This window comes from Fibrobacter sp. UWT3 (assembly GCF_900230125.1).
Taxonomy (GTDB): Bacteria; Fibrobacterota; Fibrobacteria; order Fibrobacterales; family Fibrobacteraceae; genus Fibrobacter.
This window is the reverse complement of sequence record NZ_OCSS01000001.1, coordinates 569,088-586,490: the sequence shown is the minus strand read 5'-3', so window position 1 is coordinate 586,490 and position 17,403 is coordinate 569,088. Positions and strand designations below refer to the sequence as shown.

Below are 17,403 nucleotides of genomic sequence, written 5' to 3'. Positions count from 1 at the left end.
GGTGACCCTTTGGCGGTGTTTTGTGTGTTTAGCAAGGCGCCTTTCGGCGCCTTTTCTTGACTTGCGGAAAGCGACTACTTATTGATAAACTGCGGCACGCCCTTGTACTTGGCGAGGCTAGCCATGATGTTCGCCATTTCCCAGTCCTTCTCCTTGAAGCGGCGGCGGAGCAGGGCGACAAACACTTCCATGAGCATCTCGCAGTCGTAGACGGCACGGTGCATCTTGGCGGGGTCGATCTTCATGGTGAACTCCCCGCGCTTCATGAACAGGCCCGCCATAAAGCCCAGCTTGTGGTTGCTGAGTTCGGGCAAGATGGTACGCGCCATCACGAGGCTGTCGATCACGGGGTTCACGGGCACGAGCTGCGGGTTCTTGGCATACGCCACGCGCAAGAAGCTCGCGTCGAAGTTCGCGTTGTGGGCCAGCAGGATAGTGCCCTGGCCGCAGAAGGCGGTAAACTTCTTGAGGCACTCACCCACGGGAGGGGCGTCCCTCACCATGTCGTCGGTAATGTGGTTCACCTTGGAGGCCTCCTCGGGAATCAGCATGTTGGGATTCACGAGCATGTTGAATTCCGAGAGCAACTTCGGGACCACCTTGTTTCCCTCGACGGCGACGGTGAACTTGACCGCACCGATTTCGATGATTTCGTCCTTTGTATTTACCAATCCAGTCGTTTCCAGGTCAAATGCGACAAATTTTGGCGGCAATGTAATCACGGCTGAACCTCCTTTCTATTTTCTGAATTTTCAATGCAAAAATACTTAATTTCGATGTCAATAGATGACATCGGGAGCGGAACTACAAAATTATCCCAGGTATGGAGCGTAAAATGCGCCCCGTAGCGGGCGTCGACCTGCCAGAGAGGCCTGCCCGAAGCCTTCGAGAGCCATGGGGAACCGGGTTTGACTTCGAGTGCCGGACCGCGGGGGCCATCGAGCGCCATGCCTACAAATCCGCCCGAACGGAGCGTCTTTAGCAGATGACGCACGTTCAACGAACCGCGCGTGTCGGACCCGCGGGTGACGGTGTACCCGAGGCGCGTGAGCGTGCGGGCAAGGAATTCCCCGTCATGCGATTCCGAGACAAGCGCGTGCACCCCCATTCCGCGGAAAGCCGCACCACAGGCGAGCAGGTCGCGGTGCCAGACCCCGAGAATACCCGGCCCGTAGCCTTCCGGCGCATGGACGCGAACCCGCAGGCTTTTTATCCAGAGCCTGCACACAAATGCCGCAAAATCAACGCCAAGTGCACCGAACATGCCCAAAAATTAGTTTTTTTGCCCATTTGCTCTTGGCAAAAGCGCAATCATTATCTATATTAGCGCTCACATCGGCGACGTACCCAAGTTGGTAAGGGGCGGCTCTGCAAAAGCCTTATTCATCAGTTCGAGTCTGATCGTTGCCTCTTGAAAACCCCGCTCATTTGAGCGGGGCTTTCTTTTTTTTAAACGAGCTTTCCTTTTCAAGATTTTAGTTGCTTTACTTACGATGAGCAGGTCGCGAGGTAGCGCTGCAGTTCCTCGACGTAGCGCTCGCCCACCAGGCCAAGCAGCATGTTGCGCTTCGCGATGTAGCCGATTTCCATGACGCGGCGCGATTCCTCGCTCTTGTCCTTGAAGGGCACGGCCAGGTAGTCGGAGCCGTTCAGTTCTTCGCAGATGATGCCGGAGCAGAGCGTGTAGCCGTTGAGGCCAATCATCAGGTTCAGCATGGTGGCGCGGTCGTTCGCCTTGATGGTGCGCTTGTATTCGTTTGTACTCAAGATCTCTTCGGCAAAGTAGAACGAACTGTTGTCGCCCTGTTCAAAGGAGAGGCACGGGTATTCCGCAAGTTCGTCGAGCGTAATGAACTTGTTTTTCGCAAGCGGGTGCCCCTTCCACAGATAAACATACGCCTTGCAGTCGATAAGCTTGTGGAACGCGAGGTCGCGGGCGTTCAGCAGGTTCGTGATAATCTTGCGGTTGAAGTCGCTCAGGTAGAGGATTCCGATATCGCTCTTGAACGAGGCCACATCCTCGATGACTTCCTTGGTGCGGGTCTCGCGGATGGCGAACTCGTACTTCTCGGTATCGAACAACTTAACAGTTTCGACGAAGCTCTTGACCGCGAAGGAGTAATGCTGCGTAGACACGCCGAACTTTTTCTTGCGCTTGCCAATCTTGCCGTACTTCTCGAGCACGGTTTCATAATGGTGGTAGAGTTCCCGCGCATACGAAATGAAGTCCTCGCCCTCGCTCGTGAGCTTGACACCGCGGCTCGTGCGGTTGAATATGAGGATATTCAGTTCGTCTTCCAGGTCGCGGATGGCGGCCGTGAGCGAAGGTTGCGAAATGTAGAGTTTCTCGGCAGCCTTGTTGAAGGAGCCGGTTTCTGCGATGCCGATGGCGTAACGAAGTTGTTGTAGCGTCATAAAAATGGACCTCGCTTGCTTATGTTTTCATTTCCTATTGAAACTATAGGAATAAATATAGAATAAACCTATCACTTTAACAAGGGGCTATAACTTTTAATTTTGTTATTTAAACGTCTTTTTCGCCAAGAATAAGCCGGATGACAGTCAGGGCCTGGTGTGCAGCGCAGAGCATCACGCGGGGGGCGGTGAGTCCGATATCCTGGTCCACGTCGCTCTTGCCGTCGCCGCAGAGGTAGAAGCGCTCCGTTACCTTGCGGGTGCGAATCGCGTTCCCGCTGTCAAAACCCGCCATACCACTCGCAGCGACAAGCGTTTTCTGCGGGAACTGTTCCAGGACAACATCCACGAGCATCGCCTTCGCGTCGGCCCTGTCGAACGCCTCACACACGATGTCGGCATCTTCAAGCAGGCGCACCGCATTTTCGGCAGTCACCTTCTCGTTGTGAACCTCGTACCGGACATAGGGCGCAACTTCCTTCAGGTTCGCAAGAAGCGCCTCCGCCTTCGGGAGCCCCACCTGGGAGGCCTTGTACTGCTGGCGGTGCAGGTTCGTGATATCGACCGTATCGAAATCGATCAGGATGAGTTTCCCGATTCCGGAACGCGCGAGCGAGATAGCGATATTCGAGCCGAGCCCGCCGAGCCCGCAAATAGCGACCGTCGCCGCCTGCAGTTTTGCAGTAGCAACGCTCCCCTGCTTCTTCTCGAGGGCGGCAAGGATTTCTTCGCGCGATGGAACCGGACGGCAGTCCATGTTACCCGCCACCTACAAAGTTCACGACTTCGACGCAGTCGCCTTCCGCAAGCACCGTCTCGCCGTACTTGGCCTTGGGAACGATTTCCCCGTTCCGCTCGACAGCGATGCGCACCTGGTTATAACCCGCCTCGACAAGGTACTGGGCGAGCGTCTTTCCGGCCGCATCTACATTTTCACCGTTGATTTTAAGCATAGACTATTCCTCGAACGGACGCACGCGAAGCGTAACGCCCAGCTCTTCGCAAATCTTGCGGCAGGCTTCAATCTTTTCTTCGGGCATTACCTTCTCGACCACCGTCATGACCACGTTCTTCACGTGAGCCTTCGCGAGCACCGCAAATTCCTTGATGGCGTCGAACGACTGTATGCCGAACTTGGAGCGCGTCAAGGCCAGGAATTCCTCGGCATCCGGGGCATTCAGCGAAATGGATACCGTATCGAAACGGCCTTCGAGTTCCGGCGTCACGTCCCTGCCATGAATCAGGTTTGCAAGCCCGTTCGTATTGAGGCGGACCTTCAAGTTCGGGTACTTCGCCTTGAGCCGGTCAATCACCTCGCATACGTCGTGCAGGCGTTCAAGCGGTTCGCCGAACCCGCAAAAAACCAGGTCGTTGATAACGGAAAGGTCGTAGGGCGCGAACAGGTCCATTACTTTATCTACACTCGGTTCACCTTCCTTGAGCCAGAGCGAATTGCCTTCCATCATCTTCTTGGTCTGGCGCAGGCAAAACACGCAACTGCACGGGCAGCGGTTCGTCATGTTCACGTAGATGTTCTTGCCCGCAATATCACCGCTGTTCGCGATATCCAAATAGCCGGCCTGGCCGACTTTTCCTGTAACCGTATAAATAACCATCAGTCCTCCATCAAGTCACGAAGATACATCTCGACGCTCAGGCCCCAGTGATCGGGGACGGTATTTTGTTCGCAATACTCGATGCACTTGGACGCAAATTCCGTAGCGCGCAGTACCGATTCATAGAACCCATGCCCATTCAGGTACATACCCGCAATCACGGCGCTTATCACGTCGCCGGTCCCGCTCCGGTCACGGCCGATGCGGTCCACCATGATAGTGCGGGGCTCACTGCCGCGGCTGTACACGTAGTTCATGATCTGCTTATCGCTATAATGGATTCCCGTCACCACGATGTGTTCGGGGCCGCGCTCGCTCAACTTCCGGCACAAGCCTTCCAGTTCATCGGCGCTGAATTTTCCATCGCGATAATCAACGCCCATCAGGGAGCAAAGTTCCGTGAGGTTCGGCGTGAGGATGTCGGCGTAATGCACGAGCGCGCGCATCTTTTCGCAAAGTTCCGGCGTGTACGTGGTGTAAAGCCTGCCGTAGTCGCCCATCACCGGGTCGACCAGCGTAAACACGCCCTGCTTCTTGAAGGTCTTTATAAAATCGACAACGATATCGACCTGTTCTTCGGAGCCGAGGAACCCCGTAGCGATTGCATCGAACGACATGTCCAAATCCTTATAGGTCTGGATATAGTCGCGCATCTTGGAAGTGTAATCGTCGAAAAAATACTTGGGGAACTGCGTATGCGTCGAAAGGATTGCAGTCGGCACGGCAACGGCCTGAATTTTCATGGCCGAAACGACTGGCGCCATGACGGCAACAGAACAGCGACCGAAACCAGTGATGTCATTGATCAACGCAATCTTTTTCTGTGGCATAGCGGGCTATAATTTAGAAATTAAAGCGAAGTCATTCTGGAGCGGAACGCAGTGGAGTAATAGAATCTACCGCTTCACAAGCACGCGAGCGTAGGCAAGAGCCGCCGATACGATGACAGCGAGAAGCGTAGGACCGAGCGGCACGGAATCCAAGCGTACGGCAACCTGGTACACGACAAAGCCCGCAAGCCACGCGAAAAGGTTCCAAATCCAGAACGCCTTGCCGGATACGCGGGCAGTTTCTTCGCGAGCAGTTTCTTCGCCGGTATAAACTGCGCCGGCCTTCCCGAAGTAGAACGACACCAGAAGAACGGCGGCCATCGGTGCAAAGACCGAAGCGATGAGGTAGAGGAAACTGATGTAGTGGTCCATGATCCCCGAAATCGCGAGGAGTGCACTGATAGCGCTCACCACGACGCCCGTGATTTTCGGGTTCAGCCTGCGCACAATCGCCTTCGCCGATTCGCCCGCGGAATTTGCCGCAAGGAAGTTCGTCGTGACGGTAGAGAGCACTACGATAATGATGCCCGGGATGCCGAGACCCGCAAGGAGAATCGCCTTCGCAATGTCGTTGCCCACGCCGGCGCTTGCGATTTCAAGCCCGATGAAATACATCCAGAAACTGGCGATGGAGTAAGCGATGGCAGAAACCGCCGTAGCGCGCACCGGCTTTTCCACATCCTTCGTGTAGTCCGAAATCACGGGCAACCACGAGAGAGGCAGGGCCATAGATATTTCAAAGATGTTCCAGAAACCGAGGGCGTGGCCCGCGGAATCCGCACCCGAAGAGGATGCCCCGGCAGAAATCGAGCCCGTTCCGAACAACTTAACCGTCAAGGCGGCAAGCAAGACGGCGAGCACCGCCATCACGACGGTAGTAACCTTCGCGAAACGGCGCAGACCCACGAAAACCCAGAGTGCGATAAGCACCGCAAGCAGCACGCAAGTCAACGGGAACGAAATCGGAAGGTCCAGGCCCGCGAGCACGGAGGCGCCCTGCGCGTTCAAGACCGCAATCCACGCCACCAGCTGGAAAAGGTTCAGCGACGCAAAGAACTTGGAGCCGTATGTCCCGTAGACAGAGGCTGTTGTTTCCATCGCGTTCACCCGGATGCGGGCGCCGATAAGCCCCACGAAGAACAGGAAAATTCCGCCGACGATATGCCCGAGAACCAGAGGCAACCACAGGGAACCCGGAGCAGCCTCGGCACCGATTTCTATACCCGCCTCAATTTCGGAAACGGAAACTGCGACGCCGAACCAGATGACGGCATTCGTAAACAAGCCTGTACGTTTTTCCATTCTACACCTGCCTTGTTTTTTTTCGAACGCAAATATAGAACGCCCGTTTCCGAGCGTCCAATACTTTTTATATGGCACGAGTTATAGGTTTTGGTTATAACCATCCCTCTTTGCCAAGCCCGCTGTCATTCTGGAGCCACGTAGTGGCGATAGAATCACGGGCATCTCCTTTACGAGTTCGTCGCCACCTTGACTTCTTCAATCTTTTTCAGGACCGAGCCGTCTTCCATGGCCTTCATGGCCTTGTCGAAGCCTTCCTTGATGCTCTCCGCCTTCTTGCTGATGTAGAGGGCGGCACCGGCGTTCAGGGCGCAGGCATACTTGATGCCCGGGCGGCCCTTGCCGTTCAGCACGTCGAGAGCGAGGTTGAAGTTGTCGACACCCGTACCGCCAGCGAGGTCTTCGGGATCCACGGAGGGGATGCCGAAGTCCTTGGGGTCGATGCGGTAAGTCTTGTACTCGCCATCTTCCAGGATTTCGGCGATGGTCGTCGGCACGCAGGGCGAAATTTCGTCGTAGCCGTCGTCACTGATGGCAACCATCACGCGCTTCGCGCCGAGGGCCTTTGCCGCCTTGGTGAAGGGTTCCAGCACGGTCGTGCTATAGACGCCGAGCATCAGGTACTTGGCTTCGGCCGGGTTCGTGAGGGGGCCGAGCAGGTTCATGATGGTCTTCACGCCGAGAACGCCGCGAACCGGGCCGGCAAAGCGCATGGCACTGTGGTAAACAGGCGCCATTAGGAACACGAAATTCGTCTTGTCGATGACGGAAGCTGCCTTTTCGGGAACCATGTCCAGCTTGAAGCCTGCGGCCGTGTAGAAGTCGGCGGCACCGGACTTGCTAGAAACCGCGCGGTTGCCGTGCTTTGCAATTTTTGCGCCACAGCTTGCAGCAATCAGGCCGGAGAGCGAGCTCACGTTGAAGCTTCCCTTGCCGTCGCCACCGGTACCCACGATGTCGGTGAGTTCGTCGCCGCTGTAAGGGAACTTGCGCTTCTTGCTGCTGAGTACCTTCGCGCAGCCGGCGATTTCGTCGGCAACAGGGCCCTTGCTGGAAAGTGCTGTCAGGATTGCGGCCATCTGGCGTTCGTCCATGATGCCGTCGGTCAAGTCTTCCATGAACATTTCGGCAGTTTCGCGGCTCAAGTCCTTGCCTTCGGTAAGCGTGTTCAAGATTCCACGCACGTCAAGCGGTTCGCGACGGTAGTTGAGGAAAGCCTTGAAGAATTCGTCGGCGCGGCCGCTGGCGATGGATTCCGGGTGGAACTGCACGCCTTCGATCGGGAGCGTCTTGTGGCGAATGCCCATGATGTCGCCGTCGGTAGCGCGGGCGGTCACTTCGAAATCCGGAGAGAGCGTCGCTTCGTCAACGACCAGGCTGTGGTAACGCGTGAAGATGTTCTTCTTGCCGATGGTGCGGAAAAGTCCCTTGCCGTCGAGATCGATTTCTTCGGCGATGCCGTGCTTGATGAACTTGGCCTGCACAATCTTTGCGCCGAAGGCGTAACCGATGGCCTGGTGACCGAGGCAAACGCCCAAAATCGGGAGCCTGCCCGCAAAATGCTTGATGGCTTCCACGGAGATGCCTGCGTCTTCGGGGCGGCCCGGGCCCGGGCTCACAATCAGGCGGCTCGGGGAGAGCTTTTCGATGTCGGCGATGGTGCATTCGCGGCTACGGAGCACGCGGATTTCTTCGTTAGTGATCTTGGCAAGCGCCTGGTAGACGTTGTAAGTAAAAGAGTCGTAGTTGTCGATAATGACGATCATCTTAGTTTTCTCCTTCGAGCACGGCGCGGATGGCACCCAATTTTTCATTCGTTTCTTCAAATTCGCGGTCGGCGTTGCTGGCCGCGACAATGCCACCACCGGCCTGCAGGCTGATGGTCTTGCCCTGCTTGAGGCAGCAACGGATAGCGATGCAGAAATCCAAATCGCCGTCGGATTCCATGTAGCCCACCGCACCGGCGTAGAAGCGGCGCTTGACCTTTTCGAGGCCCGAAAGGATTTCGATAGCGCTGATTTTCGGAGCGCCGCTCACCGTGCCGGCAGGGAAGCTGGAACGCAGCACTTCAATCGCCTTCTTGGTCTTGGAAACCTTGCCCTGCACGTCAGAGACCAGGTGAATCACGTGGCTGAACTTTTCGCATTCCATGTACTTGGTGGTTTCCACCGTGCCGGCTTCGCAGACGCGGCCGAGATCGTTACGGGCCAAGTCCACAAGCATCAAGTGCTCGGCGCGTTCCTTCGGGTCTCCCTTCAAGTTCTTCATCAGGGCTTCATCTTCGGCATCGTCCTTGCCGCGGCGGCGGGTACCTGCAATCGGGTGAATCGTTGCAATGCCTTCACGCACACGCACGAGGCTTTCGGGCGAGGCACCGATAAACTGGTGTGTACCGTAATCGAGGAAGAACATGTACGGAGACGGATTCACCGTGCGGAGGCGGCGGTAAATATCCAGCGCAGCGATGTCGCTTGCAAACTGGATGCGGCGCGAAGGCACGGCCTGCACGATGTTGCCTGCGACAATGTGCTTCTGCAGGGCGGCAACCTTTTCCACGTATTCCTTGCGGGACTGTTCCAGGTCAGTCATCGTAATGCCCTTGCCGTACTGCGGTTCGGGAGCGAGGTAGCTGAAGTCCAAATCCGCGAGGCGAGTTTTCACGTTCTCGATGGCCGCCTTCAAGTCAATCTGGTGCTCTTCATAATTCAAAGCAAACAGGTGAAGCTTTTCGGTAAAGTGGTCGAACACGATGTAGATGTGACCGACCAGGAATTCGGCTTCGGGAATGTTGAGTTCATCAACCTGCGGGGCAAGGCGAATGGTATCGCAGCGGGCGCAGAATTCGTAACCGAGGTAGCCCACGCCCGAGGAGGGAATCGGAATCTGGTTGGGCGGCACCGTATTTTCGGCAGAAATCAGCGTGAGGGCATCGAGAATATCGCCCTCGCCTTCCTTGAGGAAGGTGCTATCCTTGCCGTCGATGATGATACTCACGTCCTTCTCGTTCTGGCGCAGACGGAAGCCCTCGTCCACCATCAAGGTAGAGTAGCGGCTACGGCCGTGCGAGAAACTCGCGGATTCAAAGATGGCCTTCGCACCGAGCTTTTTGCCGAGCGAAAACGGGGTGTAACGTTCGCCCGGGAGCGCTACGTAGATGCTATCGGTACGCGGTTCGTAACCCGGTTGTTCTGTGATATGCTTGATCTTGTTGGTCATGATGATCCTCTTGTTTTAAAATTCCTGATTCCCTAGAATTGGGTGAGTTCCTTGGCCTTCGCCTCGATTTCGGCAATCGCCTTTTTTCGGCCTTCGGCAGAATCTTCGTTACCGAGCACGATATTCACGAATACGGAACCCGCCACCACGGCATACACGTGTTTGCTGAGCACCTTGGACTGTTCGCCGTTACGGATGCCGAAGCCGCCGAGCACCTTGGCGCCACCCTTACCGACCATGTCGATAAAGTCGAGCGTTGCCTGGTCAATCGTGGTTTCGCTGCCAGTAGTGCCCGCGCGGAGAGCGGCGTAAATGTACTTGAAACCCTTGGAGGCCATCGTCTCGAGGCGTTCCTTCGTCATGCTGGGAGCGGCCACCGGGATGTTCTCAAGGCCGTGCTTCTTGCAGGCTTCGGTGAGGCCCTCGTCGCAATCGAACGGCAGGTCGGGAATGATGCAGGCCGAAACACCCGCATCCTTGCACATACGTACAAAGTTGTCTATACCCGGCGTAAAGGCAAGTGAGCCGTAGGTCATGATGTAAATCGGCGTTTCGGGGTGGCGTTCGTGAATTTTCTTCACGACTTCAAGCCCCTGCCTGGTGGAGTAACCCTTCTCGAGAGCGACGGTAGAGGCCGTCTGGATAGCGGGACCGTCGGCACTCGGGTCACTGAACGCGAGCTGGATTTCAAGGATGTTGGCGCCACCCTTCACGAGAGCGTCGGCGATGGCGATAGAAGTTTCTGCGTCCGGGAACCCGGCAATGAGATGAGACATTAAGTTCATAGATTAGACGATAGACCGCTTCGCTGGTAGACGATAGACGAAAGATCTTAATTTCAATCTACTTCATCTAGAAGCATTGCTTGGTCTTCTCCTTATAGTTAAAGTTTAATTGTTTATTAATTGGATTTATCCTTAAATACGAGAAAATGAAAATTCTTTCGTCTTTCGTCTGTAGGACCGAAGGTCCGTTCTTTCGTCTATTTGTTCATTATCTCTGCGTCGTGGATGTCTTCGTTGTTTTCGAGGCGCTTGAGTTCGGCCTTCAGGAATTCCTTCCACTTTTCGGGGCGGAACACCGGACTCGTGATAAAGATGTCCTTGTCGCCGCGGCCGCTCATGTTGATGACGAGCGCCTTGTCCTTCGGGAGTTCCTTTGCAATCTTCATGGCGGCGGCACCCGCATGCGCGCTTTCGAGCGCAAAGAGAATGCCTTCGTTACGGGCGAAGAACTTCACGGCTTCCAGAGCTTCCTTGTCGAGAATGCTCGTGAATTCCACACGGCCCGATTCACCGAGGGCGGCGAGTTGCGGCCCGATTCCCATGTAGTCGAGACCCGCAGAAATGGAGCGCGTCGGCAGCGACTGACCGTCTTCATCGATGAGGAAGCGGCTCTTGTAACCCTGCACAATACCTTCGCGGCTCGCGTTACCTGTCATGCGGCTCGCATTCTCGCCCACGTTCGGGCCAATACCACCCGCTTCCGCACCAATCAGGCGCACGTTCTTGTCTTCGATAAACGGGGTAAACACGCCGATGGAATTGCTTCCGCCACCCACGCAGGCGACGACCGCAGCGATATCGATGTTGCGTTCTGCGGCCTGGCGCTTGACTTCTTCGCCGATGATGGACTGGAACGTACGCACGATATCCGGGAACGGTGCGGGTCCGAGGGCGGAACCGAGCACGTAGTGCGTGTTCTGGAAGTTCGTGGCCCAGTCGCGCATCGCCTCGTTCACGGCATCCTTCAAAGTGCGGCTACCGCTCGTGACCGGCACAACCTTCGCGCCATACATTTCCATGGTCGCCACGTTCGGCTGCTGGCGGCGTACATCGACTTCGCCCATATACACCACACATTCGAGCCCGAGTTTGGCGCAAGCGGCGGCAGTGGCGAGCCCGTGCTGGCCGGCACCCGTCTCCGCGATGATGCGGGTCTTACCCATCTTCTTTGCGAGCAAGCACTGACCGATGGCGTTGTTGATCTTGTGGGCGCCCGTGTTGGCAAGGCCTTCGAGCTTGATGTAAATCTGCGCACCGCCTAGGAGTTCGGTCGCGGTCGGGGCAAAGTACAGCGGAGTCTCGCGGCCAATATAGTCGCGCTGGATAACGTGCAACTCCTCGAGGAATTCCGGATCGTGGATGTACTTGTTGAAGGCCGCTTCGAGGTCGTCGAGCGGGCGGCGGATGATTTCGGCAACATACTTGCCGCCGAACTTGTCAAAGAAACCATTGTTTGATGTAATCATAGTCATTAGTTGTTTTTGTTAAAGTGTCATCCTGAGCGAAGGGCGAAGCCCGAAGTCGAAGGATCTATTTTAAGGTTTTGTCTTATTGATTAAGGGTTAAAGTTTCTCGGGGTAAAAAATTAAAGGCCTTCGGGAGTCCGAAAGCCTTTTTCAATTCTTGATTTTAAGCACTTGATGAAATCAGCAAAACCGGACTCTATGTTCTAGAGCCCCACCACCAACGGTTGAAACGGATTACTGCATTCATCTTCATGTTGCCAAAATTAGGAATGTATCTTTTTGATGGCAAGGGGTCGCCCCAAAATTTTTGAAAAAAAAATTGAAGGCCCCCGGAGGAGCCTTCTGAAACACTAGATGAAAAGGCAAGTCCTAAATCCCTTTTCCCGAGAACCCTGCCGCTAGCGGCCAGAGCGGATTGCCCGTTTCATCCTTATGAAATTCAATATATATACTAATTCTTTGTCTGTCAATAGGTTACAAGCAAATTTTTGTAAATTAAAATTTAGTCAAAAACGCCTATTTTTGCAAAATTTGGAACAGTTTGCGCATTTTTTCCGCATTTTTGATGCCCGGAGCGTCTTCGACGCCGCTGGAGACATCGACAAGTTCGGGGCGGAATTTGGCCACGATTTCGCCCACGTTTTCGGGATTTATACCGCCCGCAAGCCAGAGCGGCAGGTCGCCCGCTTTTTCTCGCAGTAATGATTCGGGAATGGTCTTGCCCGTACCGCCGGGAATGCCTTCGACTTTCGCGTCCAGCAAGATGCGGGGTTCGCCGCAGGTGCGGAGGTCGGCAACGTAATCGAAATCCGCAGGTTCGCCCACGCGGGCAGCGCAGTAGCAGGCATAATCTTCGGAAGGTCCCTGAGCCGGTTGATGAGCCTGTCGAATTAGTCGAAGGGCCGGGTTAACTCCGTGGAACTGCACCGCATCCAAGACGCCTTCCTGAGCGAGCCTGATGGCGGTCTTGCCTTCGGGGGATTCCGGATCGGTAATGACGCCGACAAGGAGCGGAGATCCTTCGACTCCGTTAACACTACGCTCAGGATGACACAAGCGAATTTTCGCAGCGAAACCGCGCACGAATTCTTCGGTCGTGAGACGCTTGGTGGTGCTGAATACAAACCCGAGCATGTCGGCACCGAGTTCAGCGGCAAGCATGCCGTCTTCTTCGCGTGTGATGCCGCAGATTTTAACAAGCGGATGAGGCCGCACGCCCCCTTCGGCAAGCTCAGGGAACTTTGCGGAAAACCTTTTGGCATCCCTGCGTTCCGCGAACTTTTTCCAGAACTTGCCGCGGGCATTTTCGCACCCGCTTTCGAACGCAGCCACAACTTCCTTCGCAAGCGGCGGGTTCTTCGCGACAGCCTCGCCCACAAGGATTCCCGTGAACCCGAGGTTGCGTGCATACGCGGCGTCGCCTGCGCTCAGTATGCCCGATTCAAAAACCGCCTTCGCCGGCAACTTACCGCGCACTGCTGCAGGAACCAGCGGGTCGGTGTGGAATGTAGCGAGATCGCGCGAGTTCACGCCCGCGACAATCGTCTTCGCGGCATCTGCCCCGAGCGCCTCCAGAACAACATTCAACTTCCGGAAGTCATCATTCTCGCGGACCTCGACAAACGCCTGTATCCCGAAGCCCTGGGCACGCTTCGCCATTTTAATAAGTTGTTCGTCATCCAAGATTCTTGCAATCAGGAGCACCGCATCGGCACCGCAACGGTACGCGATATCGATTTCCTCTTCGAACAAAAGAAAGTCCTTGCGCAAAACGGCGCAGGCGTGCAGTCCCTTCTTCGTACGTTCTTCCATCGAGTCCGCAACTGCAATCAGGTCGCGGAGCGTTCCCTTGAAAAAATTGCCTTCGGTCAGCACGGACACCGCCTGGGCGTGTGCATCCGCATACGTGCTGGCAAGCCCAACCGGGTCAAGGTCCGGAGCGATGTCACCCTTCGAGGGCGATGCACGCTTGACTTCAAGAATGGCACCCGGCGTTCCGAGGAACTCGATGTGCCCGCGGCGTCGCTTCTCCGGAATCTCTATTCCGAAATTCAGGCCCAGCCGCTCGATATCCTCGCGGCGCATCCGTACGATTTTTGACAAAATATCTTCGCTCATCGGTTACCTTCAATCCGGGTTTCGGGTAAGAAAATTTAAAAAATTTTGCGTTTATATGGAAACACTTGCCAACAATAAACGAGCCGGGCGTCCCGTCACTAAAAAGTAAGTTTAATGTAAACTACAGACTCGTGGATAAACATACCCATAATACTAACTTTGGGTAACTCTAGAGGATTTATGAAACTGAGCAAGTATCCGAGTGCCCCGTTGTTTTTGCTGTTTGTCTTTTGCAGCATTTTCGTTCAGATGGGCCTGTTCGTCCATTTCCAACGTTGGCTCTCCTTCTCGTTCGAAGGTTCCGCCTTCTGGTGGCGCAGCATGCTTCTGCAGGTCGCCATCTTTGCCCCGAGCATCTTCATGATGCCAGCGGCAAGCTACTTCGCGGGCCACTACCACAAGGGCCGCGTGATGGCGTGGTCGTCCGTGGGCATGCTCGCCTCTGTCATCGCGATTGTCGTGTGCTACGTCGCGGGTGCGGAATGGGTGGCCTATGGCCTGCTGGGCCTATACGGCGTGTTCCTCGCGGTCCTCACTCCGGCAAAACTCGGGATAATGAAGGAAATCGTCAAGAACGAGGACCTCGTGAAGATAAACTCGTGGTACATGGCGCTCTCCGTGCTCGGCACCGCGGGTGCGGCGTTTTTCGCGATGGGGCTTTCGGGCCGCCCCGATTCCCCGGTAAGCATTGACCTTACGCTCTGGATTTATCTCGGGCTCAGCGCACTTTCGACCCTTGCCGCCTTCTTCATCCGCGCGGGCGTATCGCACAACGAACTCAGGATGCGCTCCCCCATGCGCAATTTTTCTGCCACCTGGAGCCACCCCATCGTGCGGCTCGCCATCCTCGGGCTCACCGCCTTCTGGGGCGTAACGCAGATATTCCTCATACTCATCCAGAGCATGAACGACATGCTCAACACGGCGGTCATTCCCATATCGATGTTCATCGTTGCCGCGGGTTACTTTGTCGGTGCACTTTCCGCCAGCTGGGCTTCCAAGGGCTTTGTCGAAACCGGGCTCATCCCGTTTGCCGCGGCCGCTTCCGCTATCACGATGTTCGCCATCCCGTTCGTGCACAACGACTGGCTGCAGGCAGTTCTCTACGGCATCATCGGGTTCAGCACCGGCGCAGGCTTTGTGATACTACGCACTGTCCTCCAGAGTTTCACGCGCCCCGATACCGCAGGCCGCATACACGCCGTCGCGAACATGATCCAGATGGCGTTCCTCGTGCTCATCATGGGCGGGCAGACGCTGCTCCTGATATTCACGCCAATTACACTCGATTACTGCTTCATGATTCTCGCGGTAATCCTCGCGCTGTGCTTTATCATGAACCTGAAGCAGACCCCCATGACGCTCCTGCGCGCATCGCTCCGCTTCGCGTTCGCCTTCGTGTTCCGCTACCGCTTTATCGTGAAGGGAGTCGAGAACATTCCCGAAACAGGCCCCGTGCTCCTCGTAGGCCCGCACTTCAGCTTTATTGACTGGGCCGTGCTCCAGATGGCATCGCCGCGCCCGCTACGCCTCGCAAGCAACCGGAACACGTTTGCCGACTGGTACCAGCGCTGGTTCATGCACGGGAAATACGTGATAGACATTAACCGCCGCGACCCCGCCCCCGCCATGGAACAAATCCGCAAGGCGCTCATGGACGGCGAAGCCGTGGTCATCTTCCCCGAAGGCGAAGTTTCCAAGACACCGTTTGTTTCAAAGTTCTCGCTCGACTACAGCAAGGCAATCGAAAACACAGGCGCGCAGATAATCCCGTTCTACATCCAGGGCCTCTGGGGCAGCCGCTACAGCCAGGCATCCGAATGCGTGATGCGCCCGCAGGCGTTCAACCGCGTGATAAGCGTCGGGTTCTCCAGGCCGCTCCCCACAAACGCATCCGAAAAGGAAATCCGTAAGGACCTGCAGTTCCTCGGCAGCGATATATGGAACCTCGCGATGGAACGTTCCGAATCCATCATCCCGCTCTGGTTCAAGGCGATGCGCAAGCGCCGCAGCCGCCCCATACTCATAGACCCCGCGGGCAACCACGTGAACGGCTACGACATGATTCGCCTTTGCCATCACTTCGGCAAGGCAATCAGGTCAATTGCGAGAAACGAGAAGAACATCGGGTTCATGCTCCCGACAAGCCGCGACGCCGCACTCGGGATTATCTCGATTCTCGGTACCGGCAAGACGAGCGTCAACCTGAACTATTCCTCCCCCGTCGACACCATCCTCGGCTGTATCGAAAAGGCAGAAGTTTCTACCGTCATCACGACGCACGCCTTCCTCGACAAGCTCTGCAACAAGAATGGTGAATTTGTCCACATTGCAGAAAAGTGCAAGATAATTTATCTGGACGACGAAGAAAAAAAGATTTCCACACTCGACAAGCTCATATCCTCGTTCATCACACGCGCATGCCCCAGAAGCATCCTGAGGCCGCTCTGGTTCACTTCCGCAAAGCTCTCTGACGATGCGGTCATCCTCTTCAGTTCCGGTTCCGAAGGCACGCCCAAGGGCGTAGAACTCACGCACAAGAACGTAATCTCGAACGCGCTCCAGGGCGACAACGTCATCAAGCTCTGCCGTACCGACGTGATGACGGCACTGCTCCCGCTTTTCCATTCGTTCGGGTTCACGCTCACGTTTATCCTGCCCCTCCTTGACGGCGTGCCCATGGTGCTCTGCCCCGACCCGACCGACATCAAGACACTCGCCCGCGTGTGCGCCCAGTACAAGACGACCATCCTCATGGGCACCCCCACGTTCCTGCGCGCGATCGCGATAAACCGCTGGGTACACCCGATGTGTCTCGATACGCTCCGCTATATTATCGCGGGTGCCGAAAAGCTGCGCCCCGAAATGCGCGAGGCGTTCAAGCTCAAGTTCGGCAAGGATATCTACGAAGGCTACGGCTGCACGGAACTTACCCCGCTCGCGACGATAAACGCGCCCAACGTGCTGCTCGATGACTTCCTCACCATGGAAAAGTGCAGCGACCCCGATACCATCGGGATGCCGCCTCCCGGTACCGTAGCCGCCATCATTGACCCCGAGACAGACGAGTTCCTGCCGCAAGGCGCCGAAGGCATGCTCGCCGTCACCGGCCCGCAGGTGATGAAGGGCTACCTGAAGGACGAGGAAAAGACAAACAACGTTGTCTTTATTACCGAAGGAAGGCGCTGGTACAAGACCGGTGATAAGTGCATCATTACCGAAGAAGGATTCGTGAAGATTCTTGGGCGATACAGCCGCTTCGCGAAACTCGGAGGAGAAATGATCTCGCTTACCGCAGTCGAACTCCGCATCGGCGAAACGAAGATTCTTGACGGCAAGGAATTCGCCGTCACGGCTGTTCCCGATTCCTCGAAGGGAGAACGCATCGTGTTGCTCGTGAAGGAAGCGGAAGACCCGGAAGATATTGCCCGCAAGTTGCGCAAGTCCGGCATGCCGCCCCTGATGCAGCCCGGTAGCGTATTCAGCGTCGAGAGCATCCCGAAGCTGGGTAGCGGCAAGTGGGATTTCCCGGGTATGAAGAAACTCGCCGTTGAACTTGTCGAAGGCAAGCAGGCTCAACCAGTTTAGCCATCCTTGCCCCTCCCGCTGTCATGCCCGGCTTGACCGGGCATCTTTTCATTCGTCATCCCCGACC

The 17,403-nt window shown here is 55.9% G+C and carries 14 protein-coding genes and 1 tRNA gene; 2 read left to right on the top strand and 13 right to left on the bottom strand.

What is annotated here, in order from left to right:
• Positions 1-74 precede the first annotated feature (74 nt).
• Positions 75-722: a PolC-type DNA polymerase III gene (locus CRO08_RS02435; protein ID WP_097034912.1), complete on the bottom strand. Its 648-nt coding sequence runs from the start codon at positions 720-722 to the stop codon at positions 75-77.
• Positions 719-1,264 (bottom strand): lysophospholipid acyltransferase family protein, encoded by a 546-nt coding sequence (locus CRO08_RS02430; protein WP_255252216.1) that lies wholly within the window; start codon positions 1,262-1,264, stop codon positions 719-721. Before CRO08_RS02430 ends, CRO08_RS02435 begins: the two co-directional genes overlap by 4 nt.
• A 73-nt stretch (positions 1,265-1,337) precedes the next feature.
• Here CRO08_RS02430 and CRO08_RS02425 point away from each other — a divergent pair.
• Positions 1,338-1,410: transfer RNA gene (locus CRO08_RS02425), tRNA-Cys, on the top strand.
• Positions 1,411-1,488: 78 nt separating this feature from the next.
• On the opposite strand, the gene CRO08_RS02420 is transcribed toward CRO08_RS02425, so the two are convergent.
• From CRO08_RS02420 to CRO08_RS02370, 11 genes are all read right to left on the bottom strand, one after another.
• Positions 1,489-2,415 (bottom strand): LysR family transcriptional regulator, encoded by a 927-nt coding sequence (locus tag CRO08_RS02420; protein ID WP_072812788.1) that lies wholly within the window; start codon positions 2,413-2,415, stop codon positions 1,489-1,491.
• Positions 2,416-2,524: 109 nt separating this feature from the next.
• Positions 2,525-3,172, bottom strand: a complete 648-nt coding sequence (thiF, locus tag CRO08_RS02415) for a thiamine biosynthesis protein ThiF (RefSeq protein ID WP_097034911.1) — start codon at positions 3,170-3,172, stop codon at positions 2,525-2,527.
• 1 nt (position 3,173) lies between these two features.
• The gene (gene thiS, locus CRO08_RS02410) at positions 3,174-3,368 is read right to left on the bottom strand and encodes a sulfur carrier protein ThiS (RefSeq protein ID WP_097034910.1); all 195 of its coding nucleotides are present in this window, start codon (positions 3,366-3,368) and stop codon (positions 3,174-3,176) included.
• A gap of 3 nt (positions 3,369-3,371) precedes the next feature.
• Positions 3,372-4,031: a TatD family nuclease-associated radical SAM protein gene (locus CRO08_RS02405; RefSeq protein ID WP_097034909.1), complete on the bottom strand. Its 660-nt coding sequence runs from the start codon at positions 4,029-4,031 to the stop codon at positions 3,372-3,374.
• Positions 4,031-4,861 carry a pyridoxamine kinase gene (locus tag CRO08_RS02400; RefSeq protein ID WP_097034908.1) on the bottom strand — a complete coding sequence of 277 codons (831 nt, stop codon included), beginning with the start codon at positions 4,859-4,861 and terminating at the stop codon, positions 4,031-4,033. The genes CRO08_RS02405 and CRO08_RS02400 overlap by 1 nt, the downstream gene beginning before the upstream one ends.
• Positions 4,862-4,927: 66 nt before the next feature.
• Positions 4,928-6,163: a cytosine permease gene (locus CRO08_RS02395; RefSeq protein WP_097034907.1), complete on the bottom strand. Its 1,236-nt coding sequence runs from the start codon at positions 6,161-6,163 to the stop codon at positions 4,928-4,930.
• Positions 6,164-6,333: 170 nt separating this feature from the next.
• Positions 6,334-7,929: a bifunctional anthranilate synthase component II/anthranilate phosphoribosyltransferase gene (locus tag CRO08_RS02390; protein WP_097034906.1), complete on the bottom strand. Its 1,596-nt coding sequence runs from the start codon at positions 7,927-7,929 to the stop codon at positions 6,334-6,336.
• Between the two features lies 1 nt (position 7,930).
• Positions 7,931-9,379 carry an anthranilate synthase component I family protein gene (locus CRO08_RS02385; RefSeq protein WP_097034905.1) on the bottom strand — a complete coding sequence of 483 codons (1,449 nt, stop codon included), beginning with the start codon at positions 9,377-9,379 and terminating at the stop codon, positions 7,931-7,933.
• Between the two features lie 32 nt (positions 9,380-9,411).
• Positions 9,412-10,164, bottom strand: coding sequence for a tryptophan synthase subunit alpha (gene trpA, locus CRO08_RS02380; RefSeq protein ID WP_097034904.1), 753 nt, complete (start codon positions 10,162-10,164; stop codon positions 9,412-9,414).
• A gap of 197 nt (positions 10,165-10,361) precedes the next feature.
• On the bottom strand, positions 10,362-11,630 hold the full coding sequence (trpB, locus tag CRO08_RS02375; RefSeq protein ID WP_176495033.1) for a tryptophan synthase subunit beta: 1,269 nt from the start codon (positions 11,628-11,630) through the stop codon (positions 10,362-10,364).
• 516 nt (positions 11,631-12,146) lie between these two features.
• Entirely contained in the window at positions 12,147-13,748 is a 1,602-nt protein-coding gene (locus CRO08_RS02370) for a bifunctional indole-3-glycerol phosphate synthase/phosphoribosylanthranilate isomerase (protein WP_097034902.1), read from the bottom strand.
• 180 nt (positions 13,749-13,928) lie between these two features.
• Between CRO08_RS02370 and CRO08_RS02365 the strand changes: the two genes are divergently transcribed.
• A complete protein-coding gene (locus tag CRO08_RS02365) occupies positions 13,929-17,336 on the top strand; it encodes an MFS transporter (protein ID WP_097034901.1) in 3,408 nt (1,135 codons plus the stop codon).
• Positions 17,337-17,403 lie beyond the last annotated feature (67 nt).

Bases quoted from the DNA above. Each gene is read 5' to 3' on its own strand.
- CRO08_RS02420 (WP_072812788.1), bottom strand. From the start codon at position 2,415: ATGACGCTACAACAACTTCGTTACGCCATCGGCATCGCAGAAACCGGC.
- CRO08_RS02365 (WP_097034901.1), top strand. From the start codon at position 13,929: ATGAAACTGAGCAAGTATCCGAGTGCCCCGTTGTTTTTGCTGTTTGTC.
- trpB (WP_176495033.1), bottom strand. From the start codon at position 11,630: ATGATTACATCAAACAATGGTTTCTTTGACAAGTTCGGCGGCAAGTAT.
- CRO08_RS02405 (WP_097034909.1), bottom strand. From the start codon at position 4,031: ATGGTTATTTATACGGTTACAGGAAAAGTCGGCCAGGCCGGCTATTTG.
- CRO08_RS02385 (WP_097034905.1), bottom strand. From the start codon at position 9,379: ATGACCAACAAGATCAAGCATATCACAGAACAACCGGGTTACGAACCG.
- CRO08_RS02430 (WP_255252216.1), bottom strand. From the start codon at position 1,264: ATGTTCGGTGCACTTGGCGTTGATTTTGCGGCATTTGTGTGCAGGCTC.
- thiF (WP_097034911.1), bottom strand. From the start codon at position 3,172: ATGGACTGCCGTCCGGTTCCATCGCGCGAAGAAATCCTTGCCGCCCTC.
- CRO08_RS02370 (WP_097034902.1), bottom strand. From the start codon at position 13,748: ATGAGCGAAGATATTTTGTCAAAAATCGTACGGATGCGCCGCGAGGAT.
- trpA (WP_097034904.1), bottom strand. From the start codon at position 10,164: ATGAACTTAATGTCTCATCTCATTGCCGGGTTCCCGGACGCAGAAACT.
- thiS (WP_097034910.1), bottom strand. From the start codon at position 3,368: ATGCTTAAAATCAACGGTGAAAATGTAGATGCGGCCGGAAAGACGCTC.
- CRO08_RS02395 (WP_097034907.1), bottom strand. From the start codon at position 6,163: ATGGAAAAACGTACAGGCTTGTTTACGAATGCCGTCATCTGGTTCGGC.
- CRO08_RS02400 (WP_097034908.1), bottom strand. From the start codon at position 4,861: ATGCCACAGAAAAAGATTGCGTTGATCAATGACATCACTGGTTTCGGT.
- CRO08_RS02390 (WP_097034906.1), bottom strand. From the start codon at position 7,929: ATGATCGTCATTATCGACAACTACGACTCTTTTACTTACAACGTCTAC.